The 20,634-nt window shown below is 35.4% G+C and carries 19 protein-coding genes; 9 read left to right on the top strand and 10 right to left on the bottom strand.

What is annotated here, in order from left to right; all coding sequences use genetic code 11:
* Nucleotides 1–12 precede the first annotated feature (12 nt).
* The 9 genes from MWU56_RS04985 to MWU56_RS05025 all read right to left on the bottom strand — a co-directional run bounded on the left by MWU56_RS04985 (nucleotide 13) and on the right by MWU56_RS05025 (nucleotide 7,894).
* Nucleotides 13–450: a hypothetical protein gene (locus MWU56_RS04985; protein WP_247042771.1), complete on the bottom strand. Its 438-nt coding sequence runs from the start codon at nucleotides 448–450 to the stop codon at nucleotides 13–15.
* Nucleotides 440–1,642: an ABC transporter permease gene (locus MWU56_RS04990; RefSeq protein WP_247042772.1), complete on the bottom strand. Its 1,203-nt coding sequence runs from the start codon at nucleotides 1,640–1,642 to the stop codon at nucleotides 440–442. The genes MWU56_RS04985 and MWU56_RS04990 overlap by 11 nt, the downstream gene beginning before the upstream one ends.
* Nucleotides 1,639–2,268, bottom strand: coding sequence for an ABC transporter ATP-binding protein (locus MWU56_RS04995; protein ID WP_247042773.1), 630 nt, complete (start codon nucleotides 2,266–2,268; stop codon nucleotides 1,639–1,641). Before MWU56_RS04995 ends, MWU56_RS04990 begins: the two co-directional genes overlap by 4 nt.
* Before the next feature lie 52 nt (nucleotides 2,269–2,320).
* Entirely contained in the window at nucleotides 2,321–3,748 is a 1,428-nt protein-coding gene (locus MWU56_RS05000; protein WP_247042775.1) for a DUF3526 domain-containing protein, read from the bottom strand.
* A gap of 2 nt (nucleotides 3,749–3,750) precedes the next feature.
* Complete coding sequence (locus MWU56_RS05005) at nucleotides 3,751–5,157, bottom strand: ABC transporter permease (RefSeq protein ID WP_247042777.1); 1,407 nt, start codon at nucleotides 5,155–5,157, stop codon at nucleotides 3,751–3,753.
* Nucleotides 5,154–5,870 carry an ABC transporter ATP-binding protein gene (locus MWU56_RS05010; RefSeq protein ID WP_247042779.1) on the bottom strand — a complete coding sequence of 239 codons (717 nt, stop codon included), beginning with the start codon at nucleotides 5,868–5,870 and terminating at the stop codon, nucleotides 5,154–5,156. The genes MWU56_RS05005 and MWU56_RS05010 overlap by 4 nt, the downstream gene beginning before the upstream one ends.
* Nucleotides 5,871–6,211: 341 nt before the next feature.
* On the bottom strand, nucleotides 6,212–6,514 hold the full coding sequence (locus MWU56_RS05015) for a hypothetical protein (RefSeq protein WP_247042781.1): 303 nt from the start codon (nucleotides 6,512–6,514) through the stop codon (nucleotides 6,212–6,214).
* A 59-nt stretch (nucleotides 6,515–6,573) separates the two neighbouring features.
* Nucleotides 6,574–6,969: a MerC domain-containing protein gene (locus MWU56_RS05020; protein ID WP_247042783.1), complete on the bottom strand. Its 396-nt coding sequence runs from the start codon at nucleotides 6,967–6,969 to the stop codon at nucleotides 6,574–6,576.
* 16 nt (nucleotides 6,970–6,985) lie between these two features.
* Complete coding sequence (locus MWU56_RS05025) at nucleotides 6,986–7,894, bottom strand: NAD(P)/FAD-dependent oxidoreductase (RefSeq protein ID WP_247042784.1); 909 nt, start codon at nucleotides 7,892–7,894, stop codon at nucleotides 6,986–6,988.
* Between the two features lie 585 nt (nucleotides 7,895–8,479).
* Between MWU56_RS05025 and MWU56_RS05035 the strand changes: the two genes are divergently transcribed.
* From MWU56_RS05035 to MWU56_RS05050, 4 genes are all read left to right on the top strand, one after another.
* Nucleotides 8,480–9,337, top strand: coding sequence for a hypothetical protein (locus MWU56_RS05035; protein ID WP_247042786.1), 858 nt, complete (start codon nucleotides 8,480–8,482; stop codon nucleotides 9,335–9,337).
* 213 nt (nucleotides 9,338–9,550) lie between these two features.
* Complete coding sequence (locus MWU56_RS05040) at nucleotides 9,551–10,342, top strand: DUF4348 domain-containing protein (RefSeq protein ID WP_247042788.1); 792 nt, start codon at nucleotides 9,551–9,553, stop codon at nucleotides 10,340–10,342.
* 168 nt (nucleotides 10,343–10,510) lie between these two features.
* Nucleotides 10,511–11,326: a GIY-YIG nuclease family protein gene (locus tag MWU56_RS05045; protein ID WP_247042789.1), complete on the top strand. Its 816-nt coding sequence runs from the start codon at nucleotides 10,511–10,513 to the stop codon at nucleotides 11,324–11,326.
* A 234-nt stretch (nucleotides 11,327–11,560) separates the two neighbouring features.
* Nucleotides 11,561–13,330, top strand: a complete 1,770-nt coding sequence (locus MWU56_RS05050) for a DUF4209 domain-containing protein (protein WP_247042791.1) — start codon at nucleotides 11,561–11,563, stop codon at nucleotides 13,328–13,330.
* 275 nt (nucleotides 13,331–13,605) lie between these two features.
* Here MWU56_RS05050 and MWU56_RS05055 read toward each other — a convergent pair whose 3' ends face one another.
* Nucleotides 13,606–14,661, bottom strand: coding sequence for an IS110 family transposase (locus tag MWU56_RS05055; protein ID WP_247042794.1), 1,056 nt, complete (start codon nucleotides 14,659–14,661; stop codon nucleotides 13,606–13,608).
* A 278-nt stretch (nucleotides 14,662–14,939) separates the two neighbouring features.
* Here MWU56_RS05055 and MWU56_RS05060 point away from each other — a divergent pair, with 278 nt between their 5' ends.
* From MWU56_RS05060 to MWU56_RS05080, 5 genes are all read left to right on the top strand, one after another.
* Complete coding sequence (locus MWU56_RS05060) at nucleotides 14,940–15,569, top strand: imm11 family protein (RefSeq protein ID WP_247042796.1); 630 nt, start codon at nucleotides 14,940–14,942, stop codon at nucleotides 15,567–15,569.
* Nucleotides 15,570–15,835: 266 nt separating this feature from the next.
* The gene (locus tag MWU56_RS05065; RefSeq protein ID WP_247042799.1) at nucleotides 15,836–17,284 is read left to right on the top strand and encodes a pyridoxal phosphate-dependent decarboxylase family protein; all 1,449 of its coding nucleotides are present in this window, start codon (nucleotides 15,836–15,838) and stop codon (nucleotides 17,282–17,284) included.
* Between the two features lie 157 nt (nucleotides 17,285–17,441).
* Complete coding sequence (locus MWU56_RS05070; protein WP_247042801.1) at nucleotides 17,442–18,023, top strand: hypothetical protein; 582 nt, start codon at nucleotides 17,442–17,444, stop codon at nucleotides 18,021–18,023.
* Nucleotides 18,024–18,661: 638 nt separating this feature from the next.
* The gene (locus MWU56_RS05075; protein WP_247042802.1) at nucleotides 18,662–19,180 is read left to right on the top strand and encodes a YybH family protein; all 519 of its coding nucleotides are present in this window, start codon (nucleotides 18,662–18,664) and stop codon (nucleotides 19,178–19,180) included.
* A gap of 697 nt (nucleotides 19,181–19,877) precedes the next feature.
* Nucleotides 19,878–20,633, top strand: coding sequence for a DUF547 domain-containing protein (locus tag MWU56_RS05080; RefSeq protein WP_247042803.1), 756 nt, complete (start codon nucleotides 19,878–19,880; stop codon nucleotides 20,631–20,633).
* Nucleotide 20,634 lies beyond the last annotated feature (1 nt).

The following is a 20,634-nucleotide window of genomic DNA, read 5'->3' on the forward strand; positions in this document are numbered from 1 at the left end:
ATAATGATAGGTTTATTCCATTTTTAGGGCTTCGCATTCCGTGAGGATGTAATTGAAATGTTCTAAATCATCTGCATTGAGCTTTAAAACACCTGTGACGGATAGAATATCATCGGTATTGAAATCAGGTTTGGATTTAAACTGAAGCTCCATTGCAGTCTCCGGTCCTCCCATTCCACAAAAAAAACAGGAAGCCATTGGATTTTTGGATAGAATGAAAATTTTACCACTTGGGTCTATATTTAAAAAGTATCCTGTTATGGCCACCTCTTCACCTTCAAGGGATTTCATGTATTCGCTAAATTTTGGATATAGGAAATTTTCCCCGTAGGCAGGGAAAAATTTCTCCGTGTAATCTATTCGCGCCAAATCCCACCAATTTATTTCTGTTTGTGCGAATCCAATCATCGAGGATAGCAGAAAGAAGATGGTCAGTATATTATTTTTCATAGCTAAGAATTTTTGATATGTTCATTTTAAGGATAGGGTAAATCGCAAGGCAAATAGATGATAAGACCATAAGTGCGACCAGACCTGCGGTTTGCAGCAATTCTATAGGGCCGAGCAGGAGCGGCATTCTTTGTTTGTATTGGTCCGTTATCATTTCTAAAATGAAGTAGACCCCAATTTGTGATAACAGCACTCCAATAACAAAAGCCATGCTGGCAATCAAAAAACCTTCGTACGCCACCATTTTGACCAATTGGAGCCTGTTGGCTCCATAACTACGCATTAAGGCTAGGTCAAAAGCCCTGTCCCGCACCATTCGGTACAAGCTTATGAATATGGTAATACAGGAAATAATAAGAATGGCGTAGGCTATCCATGTAATCGTTTTTACCCCCACACCTGTAAATTGGTACAATCGTTCCAGTTCAAATTTGGGCAGAGCAGCCTGCATATTGGTATTTTCGTTTATGCTTCTCGGAATGGTCAGGAGTGCCATTGGATTCCGGAATGACACCAACATGGAGGTGATTTCCCGTTCACTATTGGTCACATGTCCATCAACGACAGACTCATCTGCATGATGATGGGCATCCCAAACCGTCTCCAACCCTGTAATTATCAAACGGTCCATTACCTTATGGGTTGGCTTGTATATGCCTACAATTGTTAATGGTTCATCGTGGTCATGACCACCTGTTTCCGCTAAGCCATGGGAGCTTTGAAAACTGTCGCCAACCTGAAGTCCAATTGCTTCGGCTACAGTGGAACCTAGAACAACTTCCATAGATTTTTGCACATACCGTCCTTCGTATAAATCTGCATTGTAAAGCTTTGGGAAATCTTGAGTGGTTCCAACAATTCTATACCCTTTGTAATTATCGCCGTAAGAAATTGGCACCCCTTTTTCAATCATTGGGTTTTTTATCAGGCTTTTTGCTTCTTTAAAGCTAATATTGCCCGTAGGGTTATCAACATGAAGCACCGAGGCAAGCACCAATTGTAATGGACTTCCTTTGGCACCTACGACCATGTCTATGTCTCCTAGATTATTATCCAGTTGTTGCTTAAATGATTTATCCAATTGTTGAATACCAACAAGAAGAGCTATACTAACTGAAAGTATAAGAATGCCCAATAAAGTATAAAGCGGCTTAAACCTAAAATTCCTAATACTGATTTTCCAAATGTTCATAGCTCCAGTTTATGGGTGAACAATGGTTTTATTCGCTGATCGTGCGTGATGACAATTAGGTTGGCATTGTTGGCCTTGGCCTGTGCTATTAAGAGCTGTATAACCTTATTACAATTGTCATCATCCAAACTGGAAGTAGGCTCATCTGCCAAAATCACCTTTGGCTTATGTACTATGGCCATGGCAATCCCCAGTCTTTGCCGTTGCCCTTCGCTCAACTCCCTTGTTTTTTTTCTTTTGCATTCAGCGATATCAAGATCCTCCAATAAATCCGTGATCATGGTATTTGAAATCTTCCTTTGTGCAAAAAACAATCTTGTTTCCAAATTTTCGACAACATTGAGGGATTGAACGGCATGATTGTTTTGAAAAATAAGCCCAATATGTTGTCCCCTGAACCTGTCCAGCTGTTTGCTGGACAGGTTATGGATTGGTTCATCCTCAATTTCAATAACGCCATCCATGGGAGACAGCAATCCCGCCAATAAATGCAACAAGGTTGTTTTGCCAATGCCCGATTTCCCCAACACCAAAAGGTTTTGGTTGTCCCCCAAGGAGATATCAGGGAACTTAAAGACCGTGTCTTCATTGGTATATTGAAATGTTAAATTCTCAGTCCTTACCATAAATTGTTTACCCTTAAACCTTTGTTCGAATTGATAGTTGTTCAATATGTTGTTAGTTGCTCAAAAGCCCTCTTTTTTGCGATTTTCCTTGTGCCACAAAGCCAAAAACCAACAATACTCCCGAGATTACCAGTAGAACCAGTGCAGATAACCCAACCGTGCCATTAGTTGTAGGTGAATATTCGAACTGAGGCAGCGATGAGTATTCCTGTTGGCTAAAAGGGGTGTTGTTATACAAGAATGTCATTAAGTGACTTCTCCATGTTTCAGCAAAAGCAATTACCTGACCTCTATAATTTTCATAATCGGCAGTAGATGTTCCCGCCAATTGGTTCATAGATTCATGGACCACAATAGCAGGCGATAGCCATTGCAGTTTTTTAGACCATGTTTGTTGCCGTTGTAATTGTGCTTCGTATGTGTTCACGATAGGTTCCAGTGCTTCCTTCACCACCTTTTGAGAGGCCATATATCGATGGTAAAAATTTCTTGATTGCGTGGAGTCGTTAATGGCATATTCTGGATGATCACGAAGGAAGTTATCCAATATTTCATCTTGTCGTTTAGTAGCCTCTACTTTTTGTTCTCGCATCTCGTTGATCATCAACGTACGTGATGGCATTGGGTAAAGGGTATTCCCTAATTGATTGAGTACCGAGGGTGTTAAAAGCACAAACAGAACCCATAACATAATCAATGACACCGCATTTTTTGCCGAACTATCCACAAATAAGTTTACCAAAAACGCCAAAGCAAACCAGAAAAGCATATAACACAAGGTAAGTCCCACTAAACCTAAAACACTGACCCACTCCAATGGTTGAATACCTACAACAAAGAAAACAAGCAACAATGAAAGTGTTACCAAAATAGATAACCAAAAAAACCGAAGTATCAGTTTTTGAAACACCCATTTTCGAATGGATATGGGTTGCGATGCCAGTAGCCTTAAAGAACCTTGTTCCTTTTCCGAAGACAATATATTGTAGGTAAAGGCAATGATGAGCAATGGCAAGAGATAGACGATAACAAAGCTTAGGTCAAAACTTCCAAAAAGAAGTTGCACCGGGCTTGTCATCTCAGTAAAGTTGAGAGCAAAATCGTCACCCGAAACGGTTGGTTTTATATAATGGGTAAACAAATCTGCCTGTCCCGTAGAAACAAATGCCATGGGCTGGGGTTCCATCGCCGCTACCCTCGGATGATTATTGCCTACGGCCATAGGGCTGGTAGGTATGGACCAAGAAGAAACACTGACCTCCAAACCACGTTCCACAGAGTCCAATAGTTTAAGCATAGCTTCATCGGACTCTTTTACTTCTTGTTTGGCATTTGAAATATCGCTGATACGCTTTTCCACCTTCTCCTTTCCGTTATAGGTCGAAAAACCGAAAAGCACCAGTAATAAAATACTTAATAATTGAATCCAACGGCTTCGCAACAAAAGACGCAATTCATATTTAAAATTATATGGTAACATAGTTAAATGGTTTTGGAGGTTATTAGAAATAGACTAAATGATATAGTGATCCATGCACCCAAGATCCATAGACTGGACACATTTGTGGATAATATTGCACTAAGTTCTGGGGGTTCGTAACTGAATTTTGGAAGTTTGCTCCAAAGATCAGCATCCGCTTGGTAGCTCCATTCCCCATAAGAAGAGTTTTGGGCAAAATTATCGTTCAAAAACTTTTGTGTTGCAATCCTATAGTCTTCCGCAGTATCGGAAAAATCCCAATGCGCAGTGTAATCGGTTTTGGCAATGGCCATACTTAAAAATCTGGTCGGTAGATATGGTGATACCACAGCCAAGCTCTGATAAAGATTGGTTTGTTTGGAATACTGTTCTTTGAGGTAATTGTAATGCTTAAAATATATTTCCGCTTCGTGTTCTTCACCTTTTTGCATTCGGTAAGCATCAAAATTAAAGGGGAGTTTGTGAATACTGTCCACACCATGTTCGGCAAGAACTTCTTGTTCCAACATTTTGGATTCCTTGCTCCACGGGTTATGACCGTCCAAACCATTCTTTTTGTCCTTGAGTACATTGGCCGCAAACTCTTGACGGGTAGGGTATGGATGTTTTGCTTCGGCAATATTACTGGCTGCTTTGGGTGCTGCCAAACAAGCCAAAATCCAAATAGATAGTGAAAGAACCAAGGCTATCCCCGATTTTTTAGCCTTTAAGGAAATGAATAAAACAATGTTGATGAAAATGATATAGTATCCGATATAGACCAGAAATAACGAGAATAGGGATTGCCAACTGAACACCCCAAAATCTTTGAGGTTGGACAGTACCATCCCCGTAATCAAAAATAATAGTAGCGATACGATAAAAATGGGAAAGAACAAGGCTGCCCATTTACCTAGAGCCCACTTCCAAGGGCTTATCCCCTGACTTTTCAATAAAGTTAACGTACCCATTTCCCGTTCTTTGGTAAAACTGTTATAGCCTAAAAGAATGATGAGCAATGGAATAATAAAAAGTAGGATAAAGTCTGGAGTCAAATCACCAAACCTGGCTAATCCCGTTTGGTCGGCTGCGGCACTGAACTGGGCTTCGTTCCGTTTATGGGCTTCAAGAAATATAGAAGTTCCAACATATTTATCCACTCCTTGGTCCACCAAGGACAGTGGATATTTAGGTTTAAATGCGTAGGTACCATAATGGGCTGCGGAATGCGGGCTTTTCTCCCCCTGGTTATCCCAGATTGCCCTTTCCGTATTTTCGGCTATTTGATATTGTTCATTAATATTCTGGTATTGCCGTGCACTGATCCAAATGGCTACTCCCAATAGTAATACCACAATGGCAAAAGCGATTCGAACCCTACCATCCCTCCATAATTCCTTGTTCTCTTTTATAAAAGTCTTTCTGATCATGACAATACTTCTTTATAGTTCATGGTATCTAAATAAGCCTTCTCCAACGCCGTGAGTGAAATGTCCTCGGCTACAAATTCCTGTTGAAGCTTTCCATCTTTCATAATCCCGATATGGGAGGCAACTTCCTTGGCGCGGAACAGATCATGTGTGGCCATTAATACAGCCACTCCTTTATTTTTCAATTTTTGCAATAATTCGCCAAATTCATTACTGGCTTTTGGATCTAAACCAGAAGTAGGTTCGTCCAACAAGAGTACTTTGGTATCCTTGGCAAGCGCAAGGGCAATACCTACTTTCTGTCGCATTCCTTTGGAAAAGGTTGATATTCGTTTTTGAAAAGCTTCTTCCTGTAAACCAGACTCCTTTAAAAAAGCAGTCAGTTCGTGTGGTGACAATTTTTTTCCAGCAATACCCGAAAAATAATCCAGGTTTTCTATTGCAGAAAGACTAGGGTACAGCATTAGGTTTTCGGGAATATATGTAATGAATTCTTTGGTTTTTAAAGGGTTACGAGCTACATCGAGTCCGTTTATTTCGGCTGTGCCAGAGGTTTGTTTAATAAAACCCAACAACATATTAATGGTTGTGGATTTACCGGCACCATTTGCCCCTAGCAGACACAATATTTCCCCTTCTTTAACAGAGAGGCTTAAATTGTCTACAGCGGTAAAATCGCCAAATTTTTTTGTGAGCTTGTTTGTGGTGATCATAATGGTTTTAGTTAGATAGTTTTTAAATAAATGAATGGACCTAGGTAGTATTGTCAATATTTTCTCAAATAGAATTATACATATCAAAAATCACCAAACACCAGTTCCTACCAACATTAATGCGGAAACATAGCTTATCAAGCAATCTATATAATTGGAATGAAGACCCGTGTGGAAGTGGTGTGATTCACATTAAAAAATGATTCAAAGAAACCACTAACGAAAAAGTCTTTTCAAAGGGGGTTTAAGAACAACTCAAACACTTGTACCAATGAATATACTTTGAGTGATTATTCACTAGTTGACAGTGAAAATTCAATTAAAGAAAATCAAAGTAAATATTAAAATGGTGGAGGTCTGGAGAAAAGCTGTCCAATGGCAAGAACGCCATCAGAAAGAAATTCATACTCCTTGGAATTTTGTTCTTGAGGAACAGGCTCAAGGATTAGAACTGCAAAATCGAAGCCTGTTGAAGATATTTGAGGTGTATGTTGACTTTTAACAACGTAGTCGCTAACAATACAATGGGCGTAGTGATCTTCATCTCCACTATGGGCAAGTACATGAAGCCCAGCCATTTTCATCATTAGAAAAATAGCTAAAAAGAAAAAAACGATACTATGTTTAAGGTAGCTCCGCTGCATTGGGCCTTAAAGTTATTATAAATATTGATACGTTAATGTTGAAGTCACCAATTTTTCAATCAAGAGTGACAATTTTTATGATTCCCTGTTGACTTTAAAAGTTTAAAATTTACAAAATGAGCCACAGAAACCATTAATGCTCCTCCTCCTGTATTTATGGTTTCCCATGTTTCACCGAAATCAAATCTACCCAATATAATTAGACAAAAACCAACAGTGGCAATTAGCAGTGGCATAGATTTACGATGCGCCGTTCTATAACTTGGCAACAATGAAACAAAGACAAATACCACAGCAAGGCCTATAAAGAGCCATTCTATGATAGGGTTATGTAAAAAATGAAGACTTGCCATAGAGGAGAATGAAAGTACAATAGGCACTGCGGCACAGTGGATGGCGCATATAAGAGAGCTAAAAAGAGCTATAACATCAAAAGTTGGACTATTCGTTTTCATTGTTGTATTTTATAATTTAAAAAGATTCTTGTGAAAGCTCCATGTTTGCAATAGCACCAGCTGCGTTTCCCGATGCCACAGCTTGGGCAACAGAACGCATGGGAACACAATTGTCCCCACATGCGAAAACACCGGGAACTGTGGTTTTTTGAAAAGAATCTGTTTTAATAAATCCATTATCGGTAAGTTCACAACCAAGCAACTTGGGAATATCGGTACTTTGTTCAAATGGGATACCTGCATAAATGGCCGCAAAGGACATGTGATCACCATTATCAAGAATCACTTCGTGGAGATGTCCATTCTTGTGTTCTATGCTCATTATTTTTTGATTTACCATTTTAACGCCATGTTTCTGAAGTATTTCCACCTCTTCTTTGGTAAAGTTCGAAACTTCGTCGCCCAGAATGGTAAGGTCATCCGTAAGGTTGGTTAACAGTGGCGTCAAGTGCAAAGCTTTTTTGGCCGAAGCTATTATAGCAGTTTTCTTATGTCGGTATTCGTATCCATGACAATAAGGACAATGTATTATTGATATCCCCCAACACTCTTGAAAACCGGGTATTTCCGGTATTATATCCTTAATACCTGTTGCCAATATTATTTTTTGTCCCTCGAACACATCACCAGATGCAATACTAACGGAAAAACCATGTTTGCATGGGGTAATAGTTATGGCGAAGCCATCGATTACCTCAACATTATCATATTTCCGCACTTGATGCATTGCCAGTGCCGCAATTTCTTTAGGAGCTTTTCCATCTTGGGTTAAAAAATTATGAGAAAATGGGGTTTGCACATTACATGGTTTGCCTCCATCAATAACCAAAGTTGGTCTTAACGACCTTCCTAGCGCCATCGCCGCAGAAAGCCCTGCATAACTCCCTCCTATTACAATAACATCATATGTCGGATACGTTCCCATAAAGTAAATTCTATCGCTGGAATATTTGTCAAACTTAGGAATAAAATATTTTATTGCAACAATGTTGCGTTAATTATTTGTCTTAAGATTATCCTACGAACAAAACCAGGGATTTTGCTTGTAGTATTGTAGTGTATAAAAATGGTGATCTATAAACACCTTTGGCTTAAAATTGATATTGACACCACTACAACATCTATTGACTGAAGTGCTTAATCACGTGTTCCAAAGTTTTAAAAATAGCTGACACGGGAGTAGGGAATACAGAAAGCGTTATACAGTATACGTTACAACATAGCTATGCTACCCATGTATTGGAAGGTGGAACCGAATACGCTATATCCAAGAACTTTTATGGCATAATTGTCCCAAGACCACCATGATCTACACCCATGTGGCGGCAAAAAGGGTCAAACACATCAATAACCCATTTGATGACCTAAAATTATCTTTATATTGCATAAAACGTTGAAAACTATACTGAACCATAAATTACAAAACTTGGGCATAGCCAGCCAAATTGGCGGTATATGCCCAACAAAGTTCAGCATATAATCAAGTTGCCAACAATTAAAACAAACCGAAGTGAAAGGAGAATGTGCATTATATAAAATTGAATCGGTATTAAGAGAAAGTCACATTTATCCAAGATTTGTAGTTAATCACACGAAAAAAACTGGCTCGAAATTCTTTAGAAAAGTAGTAAACCCAAATAAGAGAGAACAAGATGGTGTGAAATTACACCTTTTAAGTGAAGATGCTGAACAAGAGTTTTCAAAAAGAGAAAAATGGTTCGCAGAAAATATATATGTTCCTTATTTAGGAGGAAAATTGGAACTTCCTTACGATGAAAATATGTACTATTTTGCTACATCTTTTCTTTGGAGAATTTTAGCATTAAATTTCAAAACTGACCCGAGTTTAAGTAATTACTGGTATTATGACATTTTGGTAGAAGCGGAAAAAGAATGGAGAGAATATTTAGTAAATGGAACAAAACCTAAAACGTTTTCAAAAACTAACTTGTTTTTTACTGACAGAGTTTTGGAAAATAACACAGATTTAAAAGGTGTTGATTTCTATTGCACAAGAGTTATGGATGCTACAGTTGTGGATAACGAACCACATACTTGTCTTTTAGTTTATGGAAAGTTCAATCGATTTATTTTTTGGAGTGTTTTAAAAAATTATGGCGGAGAAGATTTGCTTGGAGAAGTTGACATTAATCCAAATGGTGGAGTTTTCAAAATTCCTCAAAAACTTGAATACTTTCCATTAATTTCATTTTTAGGAAATAGAATTAGAGAGGTTAATAGTTTTCCTCTTCCAAATAAAGAACAACAAGATAAAATTGAAAAAGAAATAATGAGAAACCCAGAAGAATTTTGGAATTCTGACGTTGGAAAATCATTATATAATGACAAATTTAATTTAGAACAATAACTATTGCCAACACAGTATATAGCTCATAGCTAATCAGTTGCTTAATTGAAGTTAAGGCATATTTGCAAAGTCGCCAAATTTTTAAATTTGACGATTTCCAATAAAAAAGATAAATAGTAAAATTTAAAAATTTGGCTTGTGCTTAATCCGAAAATAATTTTCTAATTTGCACGCTACGAGCCATATACATCAACGTTGGCAATAATTTAAGAAATGAGAAAAATTACATTTATATTTTATATTATCGGACTTTCAAACTGTTTTGGACAAACTGAAAAATTTGAATCTGAATCCGACATTGAGTCTTACCTAAACCAACGCAAAGTCAATTTATCTGAACCAATAACTCTAAAAAGCGGAATATTGACAACGAAAAACATCTTAATGGGCTTTGACGGAAAACCAGCGCATATCAGTGAAATAAGAATAGAATTGAAAGGTGTTGAGGGAATTGAAACTGAATTCTATGAAAAAACAAACATTACTGCCTTAAAGTTCACTTCAAATAAGAACAATTCAATCCAAGAAAAACAAATGAATTCAGAGGGGTTTTTTAAAAGAAAATCTTCCGAAATAAATTTAAGATTCGTAAAAAAAGAAACTCTTTCAGAGTTACTTGACTTTTTCAATAATTACAAGTCAGACCCTAACTTTACGAATAATGAAAAGTTCGATTCATTTATTTATAAATTTTGCTTAAATGAAGAATTTCAGCTTGACAGAGTAAAATTCCCTTTAAAATTGAGTTATAGAAAAGACTTTGAAAATTATAATGCGGCTTTATTTGATACTATCATTTCAAAGAAAAGTTGGAAACACGACGATTTATATTATGACCAAGTAGCAAGATTCCAGACCTATGATAATCATCAAAAGGAGTTAAGAGATACTGACGAAAGAGTTGTTCATTATAAGGGAATTGAGAACGGTAGAGATTTAGCATATTTTTTTGAACGGATAAAAGGACTTTGGTATTTAACCGCTATTGAAAATAAAACTGATTAAAAAACTATTGCCAACAATGTATAACCGCAATTATGGCGGATTCTACTACGTCCGAATCCACTCGGAATTACTAAAGTCTGTGCCAAACCGAAAATTACCGCATACTAACCCGTAACTGACGGTTATACTAGACCGTTGTGTGTAATACCCAAAAAACCCGAAACCTAAATGAACTCTATCAAACTAAATGACATTTTAAAATTAGAAAATCTAAATAACACCAAAATTAGATTTAATTTAATGTTTGGAGGAAATTGGAATCCAATTGAAATGTTTAAGAATAATGAAATGGAAACTATTCTTGGTGGACATTATTGGAATTACGATAAAAAGAAATCATATAAATCAGGACAAATTACAGTAGGATTTATTCGTATAAAAAACAATGAAAATCTTTGGCTTTTATTTCATATTGGAAAAGTTACAAAAGATTTAAATCTACAAAACGCAGTTGGTTACGAATATGAAACCTTGACTGAATACGAAAAATATTTTGGTCGAATAATAGTAAGATTTAAGAATAAATCCCAAAATATGGTTAGAAAAGCAACTTCCGTAATTGACGACTGCGAAATTGCTCAAATTCTACCAGATATTTTTGATAATGATATTTTTCCAGGTTATGATAAAGTAAATATATCGTGGAAAGAACTTTCAAGAGTAATTACAAAAGACACTTGGAAAACAGCATTGAGAAACCAAAAAGGAGTTTACTTAATTACTGATACTTCTAATGGAAAAATGTATGTTGGTTCAGCTTACGGAGACGAAATGATTTTAAATCGTTGGAAATCCTATGTGAAAATTGGAAATGGTGGAAATAAAGAACTGAAAAATTTAGAATTTGACCATATAAAAGAACACTTCCGATTTTCAATTTTGGATATATTCAAATCAACAACCGAAAACGAAACAATAATTGAAAGAGAAAGTTGGTGGAAAGAAACTTTATTAAGTCGAAAATTTGGCTATAATGCGAATTAAGAACGAAAAAGTACTACACCCAACAAAGTATATAGCTCATAGCTTGGTAGTTCCTTAAATGAAGTTAATGCATATTTGGAAAGTCGCCAAATTTTTAAATTTGACTATTTCCAACAAAAAAGATAAATAGTAAAATTTAAAAATCTGGCTTGTGCTTAATCCGAAAATAATTTTCTAATTTGCACGCTAAGAGTCATATACAAGACCGTTAGCTGCAAGTTTGACCAAAAACCTATGAATGAAATTCCAGATGAATTAAAAGACTTTTACGACTCAATTGAAAATTTGAATTCATTGAGCATATGGAATATTCACCGAGAACTGAAAGTAACCGCTAAAATTAAAGGAGATTGTGAAAAGGAAATTATTGTAGAAAGAAAATCACTAAACTACAATCTAAATAAAGGCGAGCTAGTAACAAATGTTCAAGTCACAGATTCACAAGGTCAAATAACAACCATAAGTTTAGAAAAAGAGGACTTAGAATATCTTAAAAAGAGATTAGAATTTACCCAAAATACTTGGCTCAAATCAAGATATTCTCATTTACTCTGGCAAGAAATTAAGCATCATAAATATGCTGAAATTGCTATTGATAATTATGTTGCTACAATCAATCGAATTAAATCGGAGGAAGCTCGTGAATTACCCATAATTCTATCTGCGATTTTACATATATCAAAGAAAACAAAGAAGAAAACAGAAGTCGCCAAAAAAGTCGCAATTACGCTTGTTAATGACTTACCAAATTGGTTTAAACCAAATATTTTAAATTCTATTCTAGAAAATAATATCCTTACTAAAAAGGAACTAAATGATATTGCTTTAAAATTACCAAGTTGGATTGAAGAAAAAAATCCTGTATCATATTTTTCAAATAAGCAAAAATTAGAAACTGGTATACGACTTTATAATTTACTAGAACTTCCGTTGAATGAACTGTATGAGTTATTAGCCAAAAACGAAGACTTGATTCTAGAACAGCATCAAGAGGATACAGACTTTGTCAAGTATACCACAATTGGAACAAAGGCAAAATATTTAAGACTTGCAGGTAAGTTAGAAGACGCAGAAGAAAATCTTAACGAGTATAATCGCCTTAAGCAAACGGTAAAACTCGGAAAAGTAAGCTGGCAACTTGGAGAAAAGGAAACAGAAATGTTTAATAGTTATCTCGATATGAAATCAAAAGTCATATTGGATATGCCAACAGAGGGAATACTTGCTTTCTTCTCAATTAACGAAGACATTCTAGTTGACCCAATTGAAAATCTAGAAAATGCCAAGAAAAGTATTAAAAACTCAATTCATAATTTATGTAGCACAAGTGTTTTTGATATAAACAGCAACTTCAAGAATTTAAAGGATTCAGAAAAAATTGATAAAGAAATCATTCAGAGTTATACGATTTCCCACGGAGTTAAATGTTTCAGTCTTTTCCTAAAAGTTTTTGTAGACGGAATTTTAACAGGTAAACTCAATTATTACAAAATCTATGACTTTTTTGAATCTCAAACTTGGTATGGTACTAAATTCAAAAGAGGAATGACCGATAATGAAATTGACCAAAATTCGAACTGGTTAACAATGCTCGCACCAGGAATCCATAATCTTTTTGCTCAATTTGAACTCTCGGTTTTAATGAATACTAATAAAATCAACAACTTCATTTTGGCAATGGATTCTTTGACTTTAAAATTCGAAGGTGCATTAAGAGACTTTATAAGATTGTCTGGAGGTAATACATCTACCTCTAAAAATGGAGAATTAAAAGAACAATTACTTGAGGAATTATTAGAAAACCAAACAACAAAAAAGTACTTTACAGAAAAGGACATTGAATTGTTTAAGTATACATTCACTCGAAAAGGAAAAAATTTGAGGAACAATATTGCTCACTCATTTTTAGAATTTTCGGATTACAATTTACAGGCTATAACTTTAGTTTTTTTCTGTATTTTAAGACTTGGAAAATATACGTTTAACGAAAAAACCAGCAGCTAACAATGGCTCCTATGAAAAGCCCTAGTCCGGTTCTCTAAAGTTAAATAATATTTTCTTTTTGCCTTAAACCACCTTTTTTATTTTAATATAACTTGCTCCGCATCCTATTTGTGATACACCATTTTTATTAGGGTTCACCAGCATCTGTATGATTATAAATTATAATAGACCCGGCCACTTGCTATAAAGATGTGATTCCAATTTCTTGGATCACCCACGTTGTTTTGTGGTACGGGTTTCACTACTAATTTGTGAGCTTTGTTATGGTTTATTTTTTATTCCAGTACCCCTATGCAATAAGGGGTCTCTGTCTTAATAACGGCCAAAGTTCTACTAAGTAGTTTTCGCGCTACTTTAATAATAATACTCTTTACGTTTCTAGCTTTATGCTTACGATAGTAAGCTTGCATAACTGGATCGGCTCGTATCGCCTGCCAAGATGCCTCTACAAAATAGCTCCGTATTAAACGATGTGCGCGTGGAGTTATACCAAGGGTTTTATAGTTACTTCCACTTTGGTGAACTCCAGGTGCCAATCCTACATAACCGGCCAAATGTTTGACACTATTAAAACGTCGCAGATCTCCCAATTCACATAAGATACCACAAGCAACAATTCCGCCGATTCCCGGTATGCTGCGAAGCAACATATAATCCTTCTTATGGTACGTTTTGCAATACCTACGAAGCTGAGTAGAAACATCTCGAAGCTCTTGGTCCACAAAACGAAAGAAGCGCATACGACTCTCTAAAGTAGCTTTTGCCGTTGGGTTTTTAAACACAATATCATCTAACCATTTCCTGTACTTATGACTCCAATGGTCGTTATCAAATTCTTCTGGCTCTTTAATACCGAAATACAAAAGCTGCATTTTTATGTAACTCTTTATCCTCCGAAAATCCTTTACCAAATCATTCCTTCTTCGAAACAGACTTCGTAGCTCCTCACGATCAACATCAGGGATATGAATACCTTCCAATCTACCATCTTTAAGTTCTCTGGCTATCAGCTGTGCATCTATCTTATCGGTCTTGGTATGTTTTTCCTTGCCTTTTCTATGAATATCGGCAGGATTGACCACTAAAGAAAACCAACCATAAGACTTGAAACAACGATGCGCTGAATATCCACAGCAACCTGCCTCGTATGCGGTCGACACTTCATAATCAGCGAAATGTTTATTAACATAATCTTTAAGTTGTTCAGGGTCTGGATTCATTGAAAAGGACTTGCCTGAAAACAAATCTGTGGCGCAATACACTTTCCAACTTCTCTTGTGAATGTCGATGCCAATGTATAACTTCGGTACAGCAGTAATTTGAGTAATCATATCTTTAATTTTTAGTTCATTTTAAAGATACTCGACTTACTGCTTTTTCATCGATGCTATAAGTAATTGCTTGTTCTCGCCTATTTCTGAAAATCCTAGCGGTTTTCAGTTTGCTGTGTACTTGCAAAGTTAAGTGCTAAACCACGCAACTACTCATGGCCGACAACGTTGGCAACAAGCTAATAAAAACAGAGTCAAATTATAACAAGATTTGAAAATAAAAAAAAGATGTTTAATTATAAGTCAATCATAGCCCGTAAACTAATCCTTTTTCTAGAATGAATTATAAGATATTAGTTGATTCCAATTCGCTATACGAATTTGCAGATGAGAAAACTCGTCAATCGGTATTTGATGCTTTGATACTTAATGGAAAAAAGACGAATTATGACTTTGATGATTTACTCAATATCCAAAGTCAAAAAAATATTCCCGATAATAAACTAAGTATTGATAAAACACCTGTTTTAACTGTAGGAGGAAAACTATTTATTTCCAAAAGCATTAAAAATATCTTTGAAAGGTATAGTGTAAGTGGGGAATACTTTGAGACTCGGGCAAAAATAAATGGTATCGCTTTTCATGAAGATTATTATTTGTTTAATCCACTAATTGGGGTAGATTGTTTGGATTACAAAAACTCCACGTATCGTAGAGAGTATGATGATTGGAGTAAGCTATATAACATTTCTCAAATTACACCTTTGAAAATTGATGAAAAAAAAATACCTAATAATCTACCGTTATTTTTTTTGGGACAATTTCCTCACAAAGAAAATGATAATCGCATTTTAGATAAAATCATTTTCATAAGAAATGATTTATCAAAAGAATTATTAAAATCTAAAATATTAGGAATCAATATTTTCGAAATTGAAAAATATGACCGTAGTTGGAAATGGAAGTGATAATAGAAAAACAGAACGCAAAATCCAGATGTCAACAAAACCTATAAACAATACAGGCTTCGGGCTTAAACGAATGGTTTGCGTATTTTTAAAAGGTCGCGAAATCTTTAGGATTTCGCTTTGACACAAAAAAAGAAAAAACAAAAACAAAAGATTTCGCTATGTGCGTGGCGGAAAGCAAACGCTAGTTTGCTCCCGTACTGTTCATAGCTAAACCGTTAGCCACAAGTATACAATACAATAACATTCAGAACTTTTATTTAACTATGATTAATAAAATTAAAGAGCTAGAGAAATTATCTCGCCTTTTAGACCCTAAAGAAAGCACAAGAGAAAAATGGAACTCAGAGGTTTTAGAGTATTCCAATACATTTATAAACAACTTAGACACTTCAAAAGCTTTTATGCAGTCTAAAGAAAATGGCAAGGCTATATATAATTTAGATATTGAAGAGCAAGCGATTGAATTAACGTCATTATTAGATAGCACAACAAAAAATATTGATGGTGTAGGTATAAATCCTGCCTCTGGAGGACACATGGGTTACATTCCTGGTGGAGGGCTTTACCCTTCTGCGCTTGGAGATTATATTGCAGCAATTAGCAATCGTTATGCTGGCGTATTTTATGCAGCACCAGGAGCCGTTCGTTTAGAAAATATGATTATTAAATGGATGTGCCGCCTTATGGGCTATCCTGATACGGCCTTTGGTAATTTAACCTCGGGTGGATCCATTGCTAACTTAATGGCGTTAGTAACAGCGCGTGAAGTCCGTAACTTAAAAGCACGAGATTTTGAAAAAGCTGTAATTTATCTTACAAAACAAGCACATCATTCTATATTAAAAGCCATCCGGATTTCAGGATTATCTGAAGCGCAATTAAGATATATACCCTTAGACGACAACCTAAAGCTTTCCGCAGAACATTTAGAAAAGGCAATTGTTGAAGACAAAGAAAATGGTTTGATTCCGTTCTATATTAATGCCTCTTTTGGAACCACAAATACAGGTACAATTGATCCTTTAGAAACCATTGCAGAGATAGCTAAAGAACACAAAATATGGTTTCACGTCGATGGAGCTTATGGTGGTTTCTTTAAATTAGTTAAAGAATTAGATTCAAAATTTAAAGGAATAACAGAAGCCGATTCTATTACACTAGATCCGCACAAAACACTTTTTCTTCCTTATGGAACAGGTGCTGTACTCATAAAAGACAAAGAGAATTTATTAAAAGCCTATCACTGCTTAGCAGACTATATGCAAGATATTATTGGTAAAGAAGATGAAATTTCACCTGCAGATATATCTGCTGAACAAACAAAGCACTTTCGAGGGATGAGAATGTGGCTACCATTAAAATTGTTTGGTTTAAAACCTTTTAGAGCAGCATTAGAAGAAAAACTAAACCTAACAAAGTATTTTTATGATGAAATACAAAAAACACCAGGTTTTGAAGTAGGGCCAGAACCAGAACTTTCTGTTGCTATTTTTAGGTATGTGCCCAAAGATGGAGATGCAAACGAATTCAACAGTGCATTAATTGAAGCCATTCAAAATGATGGACGTATATTTTTATCCTCAACGAACATAAATAATGTGTTTTGGATACGAATAGCAGTTGTACAATTTAGAACGCATCTTGAACAGGTAGATCTTTTGCTAGATATTATTAAAAAATACATAGATGATACCTTAACTGAATTAAATTAAACCAGTGGCTAACATCGTTAGCCTATGAAAAATAGACGAAACAGTACTAAAATCATGGTTTTTGGCTCGTATCAAACTTTGTGCTTAGCTGAAAGTTTGGTGCTTCCAAATCGCCTACTTTTCATATACCAACCGTCAGCAATTATTTGAGAAAAAAATGAAACGATTAACTGAATTTTTAGAAAAGAACATATCAGGGCAAAAGGTTTTAGGACTTTTTATCTTGACCAATGTTGTTTACACCTTTATGCTGACAGTTACAATTCCCAAAACAATGGAATTCGCTAACGGAATGAAATTATTGGATATGATGCCCACAGGATATGATTTGAATTATGTCAGTGAACTATTCACTTCGCTTGGAGAAAATGGACGGGTGACTTATCTAACCAACCAAATACCTGTGGATATGATTTACCCACTACTATTCGGACTTTCTTACTGTTTGCTTTTGGGATATTTCTTGAAAAAATTGAACAAATTAAATTCCCCATATATTTATCTCTGCCTAATACCGATAATTGCCGGAATTGCAGATTATCTGGAGAATTTCGGAATTATCACAATGCTTAAAAACTATCCCGAATTGAAAGAGACTACAGCATATGCAACTAATATATTTTCAGTTATAAAAAGCATTTCAACAAGTATGTTTTTTATTGCATTCATAGTGGTCTTAATAACACTTGGAATTAAAGTATTAAACAGAAAAACAAGTGCCAACAAAGAACTGAGGTGAAAACAAATTCTATTTCAATTTAAGGTATTATCGCTCTGGGACTTCTTGAATACGGAACTCATTGTTATTCCCAACATGTCCTGCGGTATTGCTATACACAACAAATAGACCCTTACTGATGTCGACTCCAAATAGTTTCTTTATATGTATTCATAAGTACAAGTTTTTGAAAGAGCCAGCCAGTTACAGGTATAACAATAACTTGAAAACGAGAATTAATGATTCACAGAACGGAACATGGACCGAGTAATAAAAGAGAGGGGATTACCAATGTTGATGAAGCCTTAATTTTCATCATATAACATACCTTTAATTCTCTCTTCTGTTCTTTCTGGGTATATCAATAATTTAAGAGAATCAAACTTAAGATGTATGTACCAGTTTTTACCTAAAACGTGATACCTATTATACAGACGTAGCTCACGCGACAAGAACAACAAAAAATACAATCAATCGATACAATAAAATCAGATTACTTTGATCTTAAGATTATGGAGCACCGAATATGGTTTATTTAAAAACAGCTTAAAATCAACATTAACCTGTAGCAAGATTTAAGGACAAAACATTCCCGAATTCCGACTAATTCATAATTTCATATATTTATAAATAACTAATAATCAAATAAATATAAAATTATGAGAACAAAATTGATATTTGTAATGATTATGATTCTCGGAATTGTAGTTACGAGTTGTGAAGAAAAGGAAGAAAAAGTAGAAGTTGCAGAAGTAAAAGTAGATTTGATTAATGATGAATTTCCTGAGGCAAAACAAGAAATAATGAAAACCTGGGATGACATTGCGCAAAGTCTTAAAGACGGAAATATGGATAAACTAATTGCTTTCCATGCTTATAGTCCAAAGTTTACTGAATTTAAAAATGGAGCTCCGCGAAATGGAAGTAAGGATAATGAAGAATTTGAACGCAATACATTTGGAGCTGTAACCGAAGTTGTAAAATTCGACACTAAAGATATGAAGGTTGCCGTGTACGGTGATGTAGCCAATTTAACCTTTCATTCTGATTTTCATCTGAAGTTTGGTGAAGACCTTGTTGTTGTAAACGACCAAATTTCGTTGTTATTCGTGAAGACGGATAACGGATGGAAAATCGTGAGTGAACATCATTCCCCTCTGAAAAAAGTAGAAAGTTAAAAACTTGCCATCGCAAAGAACTGCGGTATAAAACAAATAAATTCTATTTCAATTTAAGGCATTATAGCTCCATGGCCCAGGATTCGGAAGTCAGGGGCCTTGAGCTTCATTATTTAAATGAGTTCAAACGATTTACCTAAAAGAAAAAAACACTGAAAATCATACAATTGACAGTGTTTGTGACTTTGTAGATACTTCTAGCTTTTCGATATTCAATTTGGGTATACTCATAGTTTATAAATATTGAATTAGTATTTTCTTAGGTTCTTGGATATATTATTACGCTTTGACCAATCCACTGAACATCGAGTCTCTCTTTACTAGCGGTTAAGAGCATTAATCTCAGCATCTTTTTACAGTACACCGACATAGTTGCATAACAACACATACATACTCTTTTGATGCCATAGTGCCTAAAAGGGGATATCCTATTCAACTTAACCATTTACGGATACCCCGGCTTTTAGGGCTTTTACCAAAAAATAAAACACTGGTTAACCAAAACTGACTTAACATTATCAATAGACGAGGCATATGGTATTCCTGACATATCTTTCGTAATCTTTCTCCATTTAAATCTCAAAATCGAACACAATGCTGAAAAATACTTACGCCTATTCTGACCATGGCATTCCCATTGAATTGTCAGGAAAATCATTTTATCCGACTACATTAGTAAAAATTCAATCCTATATTTATGAAGTTACTTTTCTTAACGATTTTGTTTTCTATAACCTTACTGATTTTTACCCCCCCTTCTATGGGCCAGTTCAATGGATACAATGAAATAACTGTCCTACAGGACAAAGGCAAATATCCAGACCATACACTATGGCAATTCCTGTTGCAACAACATGTGGACGATAATGGACAGGTAGACTATCAAGGGTTTGCAAAGGACAGACAGATTTTAGAGGGATACCTAAAACTACTAAAGGAGGACCAACCAACACAAACGTGGTCAAAAAATGAAAAACTGGCCTATTATATCAATCTCTACAATGCCTACACCGTACTCCTGATCTTGGATAATTATCCTACGGAGAGCATCAAAAAAATAAAAAAACCTTGGGATCAAGAATTGATACCCTTAAAGGGCGACATGATCTCATTGGGCGATTTGGAACATAAAATATTGCGAAAAATGGAAGAACCCCGAATCCATTTTGCCATCAACTGTGCTTCAGCGTCCTGTCCTAAATTATCCAATAAAGCCTATGAAGCAAAAGGACTTGATGAGCAATTGGAGAGCGCAACAAAGGATTTTATCAATTCCGAACGGAACCAAATAAGCAGGGAGCAGCTGAACCTCTCTAAAATATTTAAATGGTACAAAAATGACTTTTTGGATGGTGATATTCGCATCTATATTAAAAAATATACCGAGATAGATATCTCTTCAAATGCAGATATTGACTATTTGGATTATGATTGGGGCCTAAATGGCAAATAGT

The organism is Allomuricauda sp. F6463D (assembly GCF_023015965.1).
GTDB lineage: Bacteria > Bacteroidota > Bacteroidia > Flavobacteriales > Flavobacteriaceae > Flagellimonas.

Coding starts and splice junctions, on each gene's coding strand:
- MWU56_RS04985 (WP_247042771.1), bottom strand. CDS start 450: ATGAAAAATAATATACTGACCATCTTCTTTCTGCTATCCTCGATGATT.
- MWU56_RS04990 (WP_247042772.1), bottom strand. CDS start 1,642: ATGAACATTTGGAAAATCAGTATTAGGAATTTTAGGTTTAAGCCGCTT.
- MWU56_RS04995 (WP_247042773.1), bottom strand. CDS start 2,268: ATGGTAAGGACTGAGAATTTAACATTTCAATATACCAATGAAGACACG.
- MWU56_RS05000 (WP_247042775.1), bottom strand. CDS start 3,748: ATGTTACCATATAATTTTAAATATGAATTGCGTCTTTTGTTGCGAAGC.
- MWU56_RS05005 (WP_247042777.1), bottom strand. CDS start 5,157: ATGATCAGAAAGACTTTTATAAAAGAGAACAAGGAATTATGGAGGGAT.
- MWU56_RS05010 (WP_247042779.1), bottom strand. CDS start 5,870: ATGATCACCACAAACAAGCTCACAAAAAAATTTGGCGATTTTACCGCT.
- MWU56_RS05015 (WP_247042781.1), bottom strand. CDS start 6,514: ATGCAGCGGAGCTACCTTAAACATAGTATCGTTTTTTTCTTTTTAGCT.
- MWU56_RS05020 (WP_247042783.1), bottom strand. CDS start 6,969: ATGAAAACGAATAGTCCAACTTTTGATGTTATAGCTCTTTTTAGCTCT.
- MWU56_RS05025 (WP_247042784.1), bottom strand. CDS start 7,894: ATGGGAACGTATCCGACATATGATGTTATTGTAATAGGAGGGAGTTAT.
- MWU56_RS05040 (WP_247042788.1), top strand. CDS start 9,551: ATGAGAAAAATTACATTTATATTTTATATTATCGGACTTTCAAACTGT.
- MWU56_RS05045 (WP_247042789.1), top strand. CDS start 10,511: ATGAACTCTATCAAACTAAATGACATTTTAAAATTAGAAAATCTAAAT.
- MWU56_RS05050 (WP_247042791.1), top strand. CDS start 11,561: ATGAATGAAATTCCAGATGAATTAAAAGACTTTTACGACTCAATTGAA.
- MWU56_RS05055 (WP_247042794.1), bottom strand. CDS start 14,661: ATGATTACTCAAATTACTGCTGTACCGAAGTTATACATTGGCATCGAC.
- MWU56_RS05060 (WP_247042796.1), top strand. CDS start 14,940: ATGAATTATAAGATATTAGTTGATTCCAATTCGCTATACGAATTTGCA.
- MWU56_RS05065 (WP_247042799.1), top strand. CDS start 15,836: ATGATTAATAAAATTAAAGAGCTAGAGAAATTATCTCGCCTTTTAGAC.
- MWU56_RS05070 (WP_247042801.1), top strand. CDS start 17,442: ATGAAACGATTAACTGAATTTTTAGAAAAGAACATATCAGGGCAAAAG.
- MWU56_RS05075 (WP_247042802.1), top strand. CDS start 18,662: ATGAGAACAAAATTGATATTTGTAATGATTATGATTCTCGGAATTGTA.
- MWU56_RS05080 (WP_247042803.1), top strand. CDS start 19,878: ATGAAGTTACTTTTCTTAACGATTTTGTTTTCTATAACCTTACTGATT.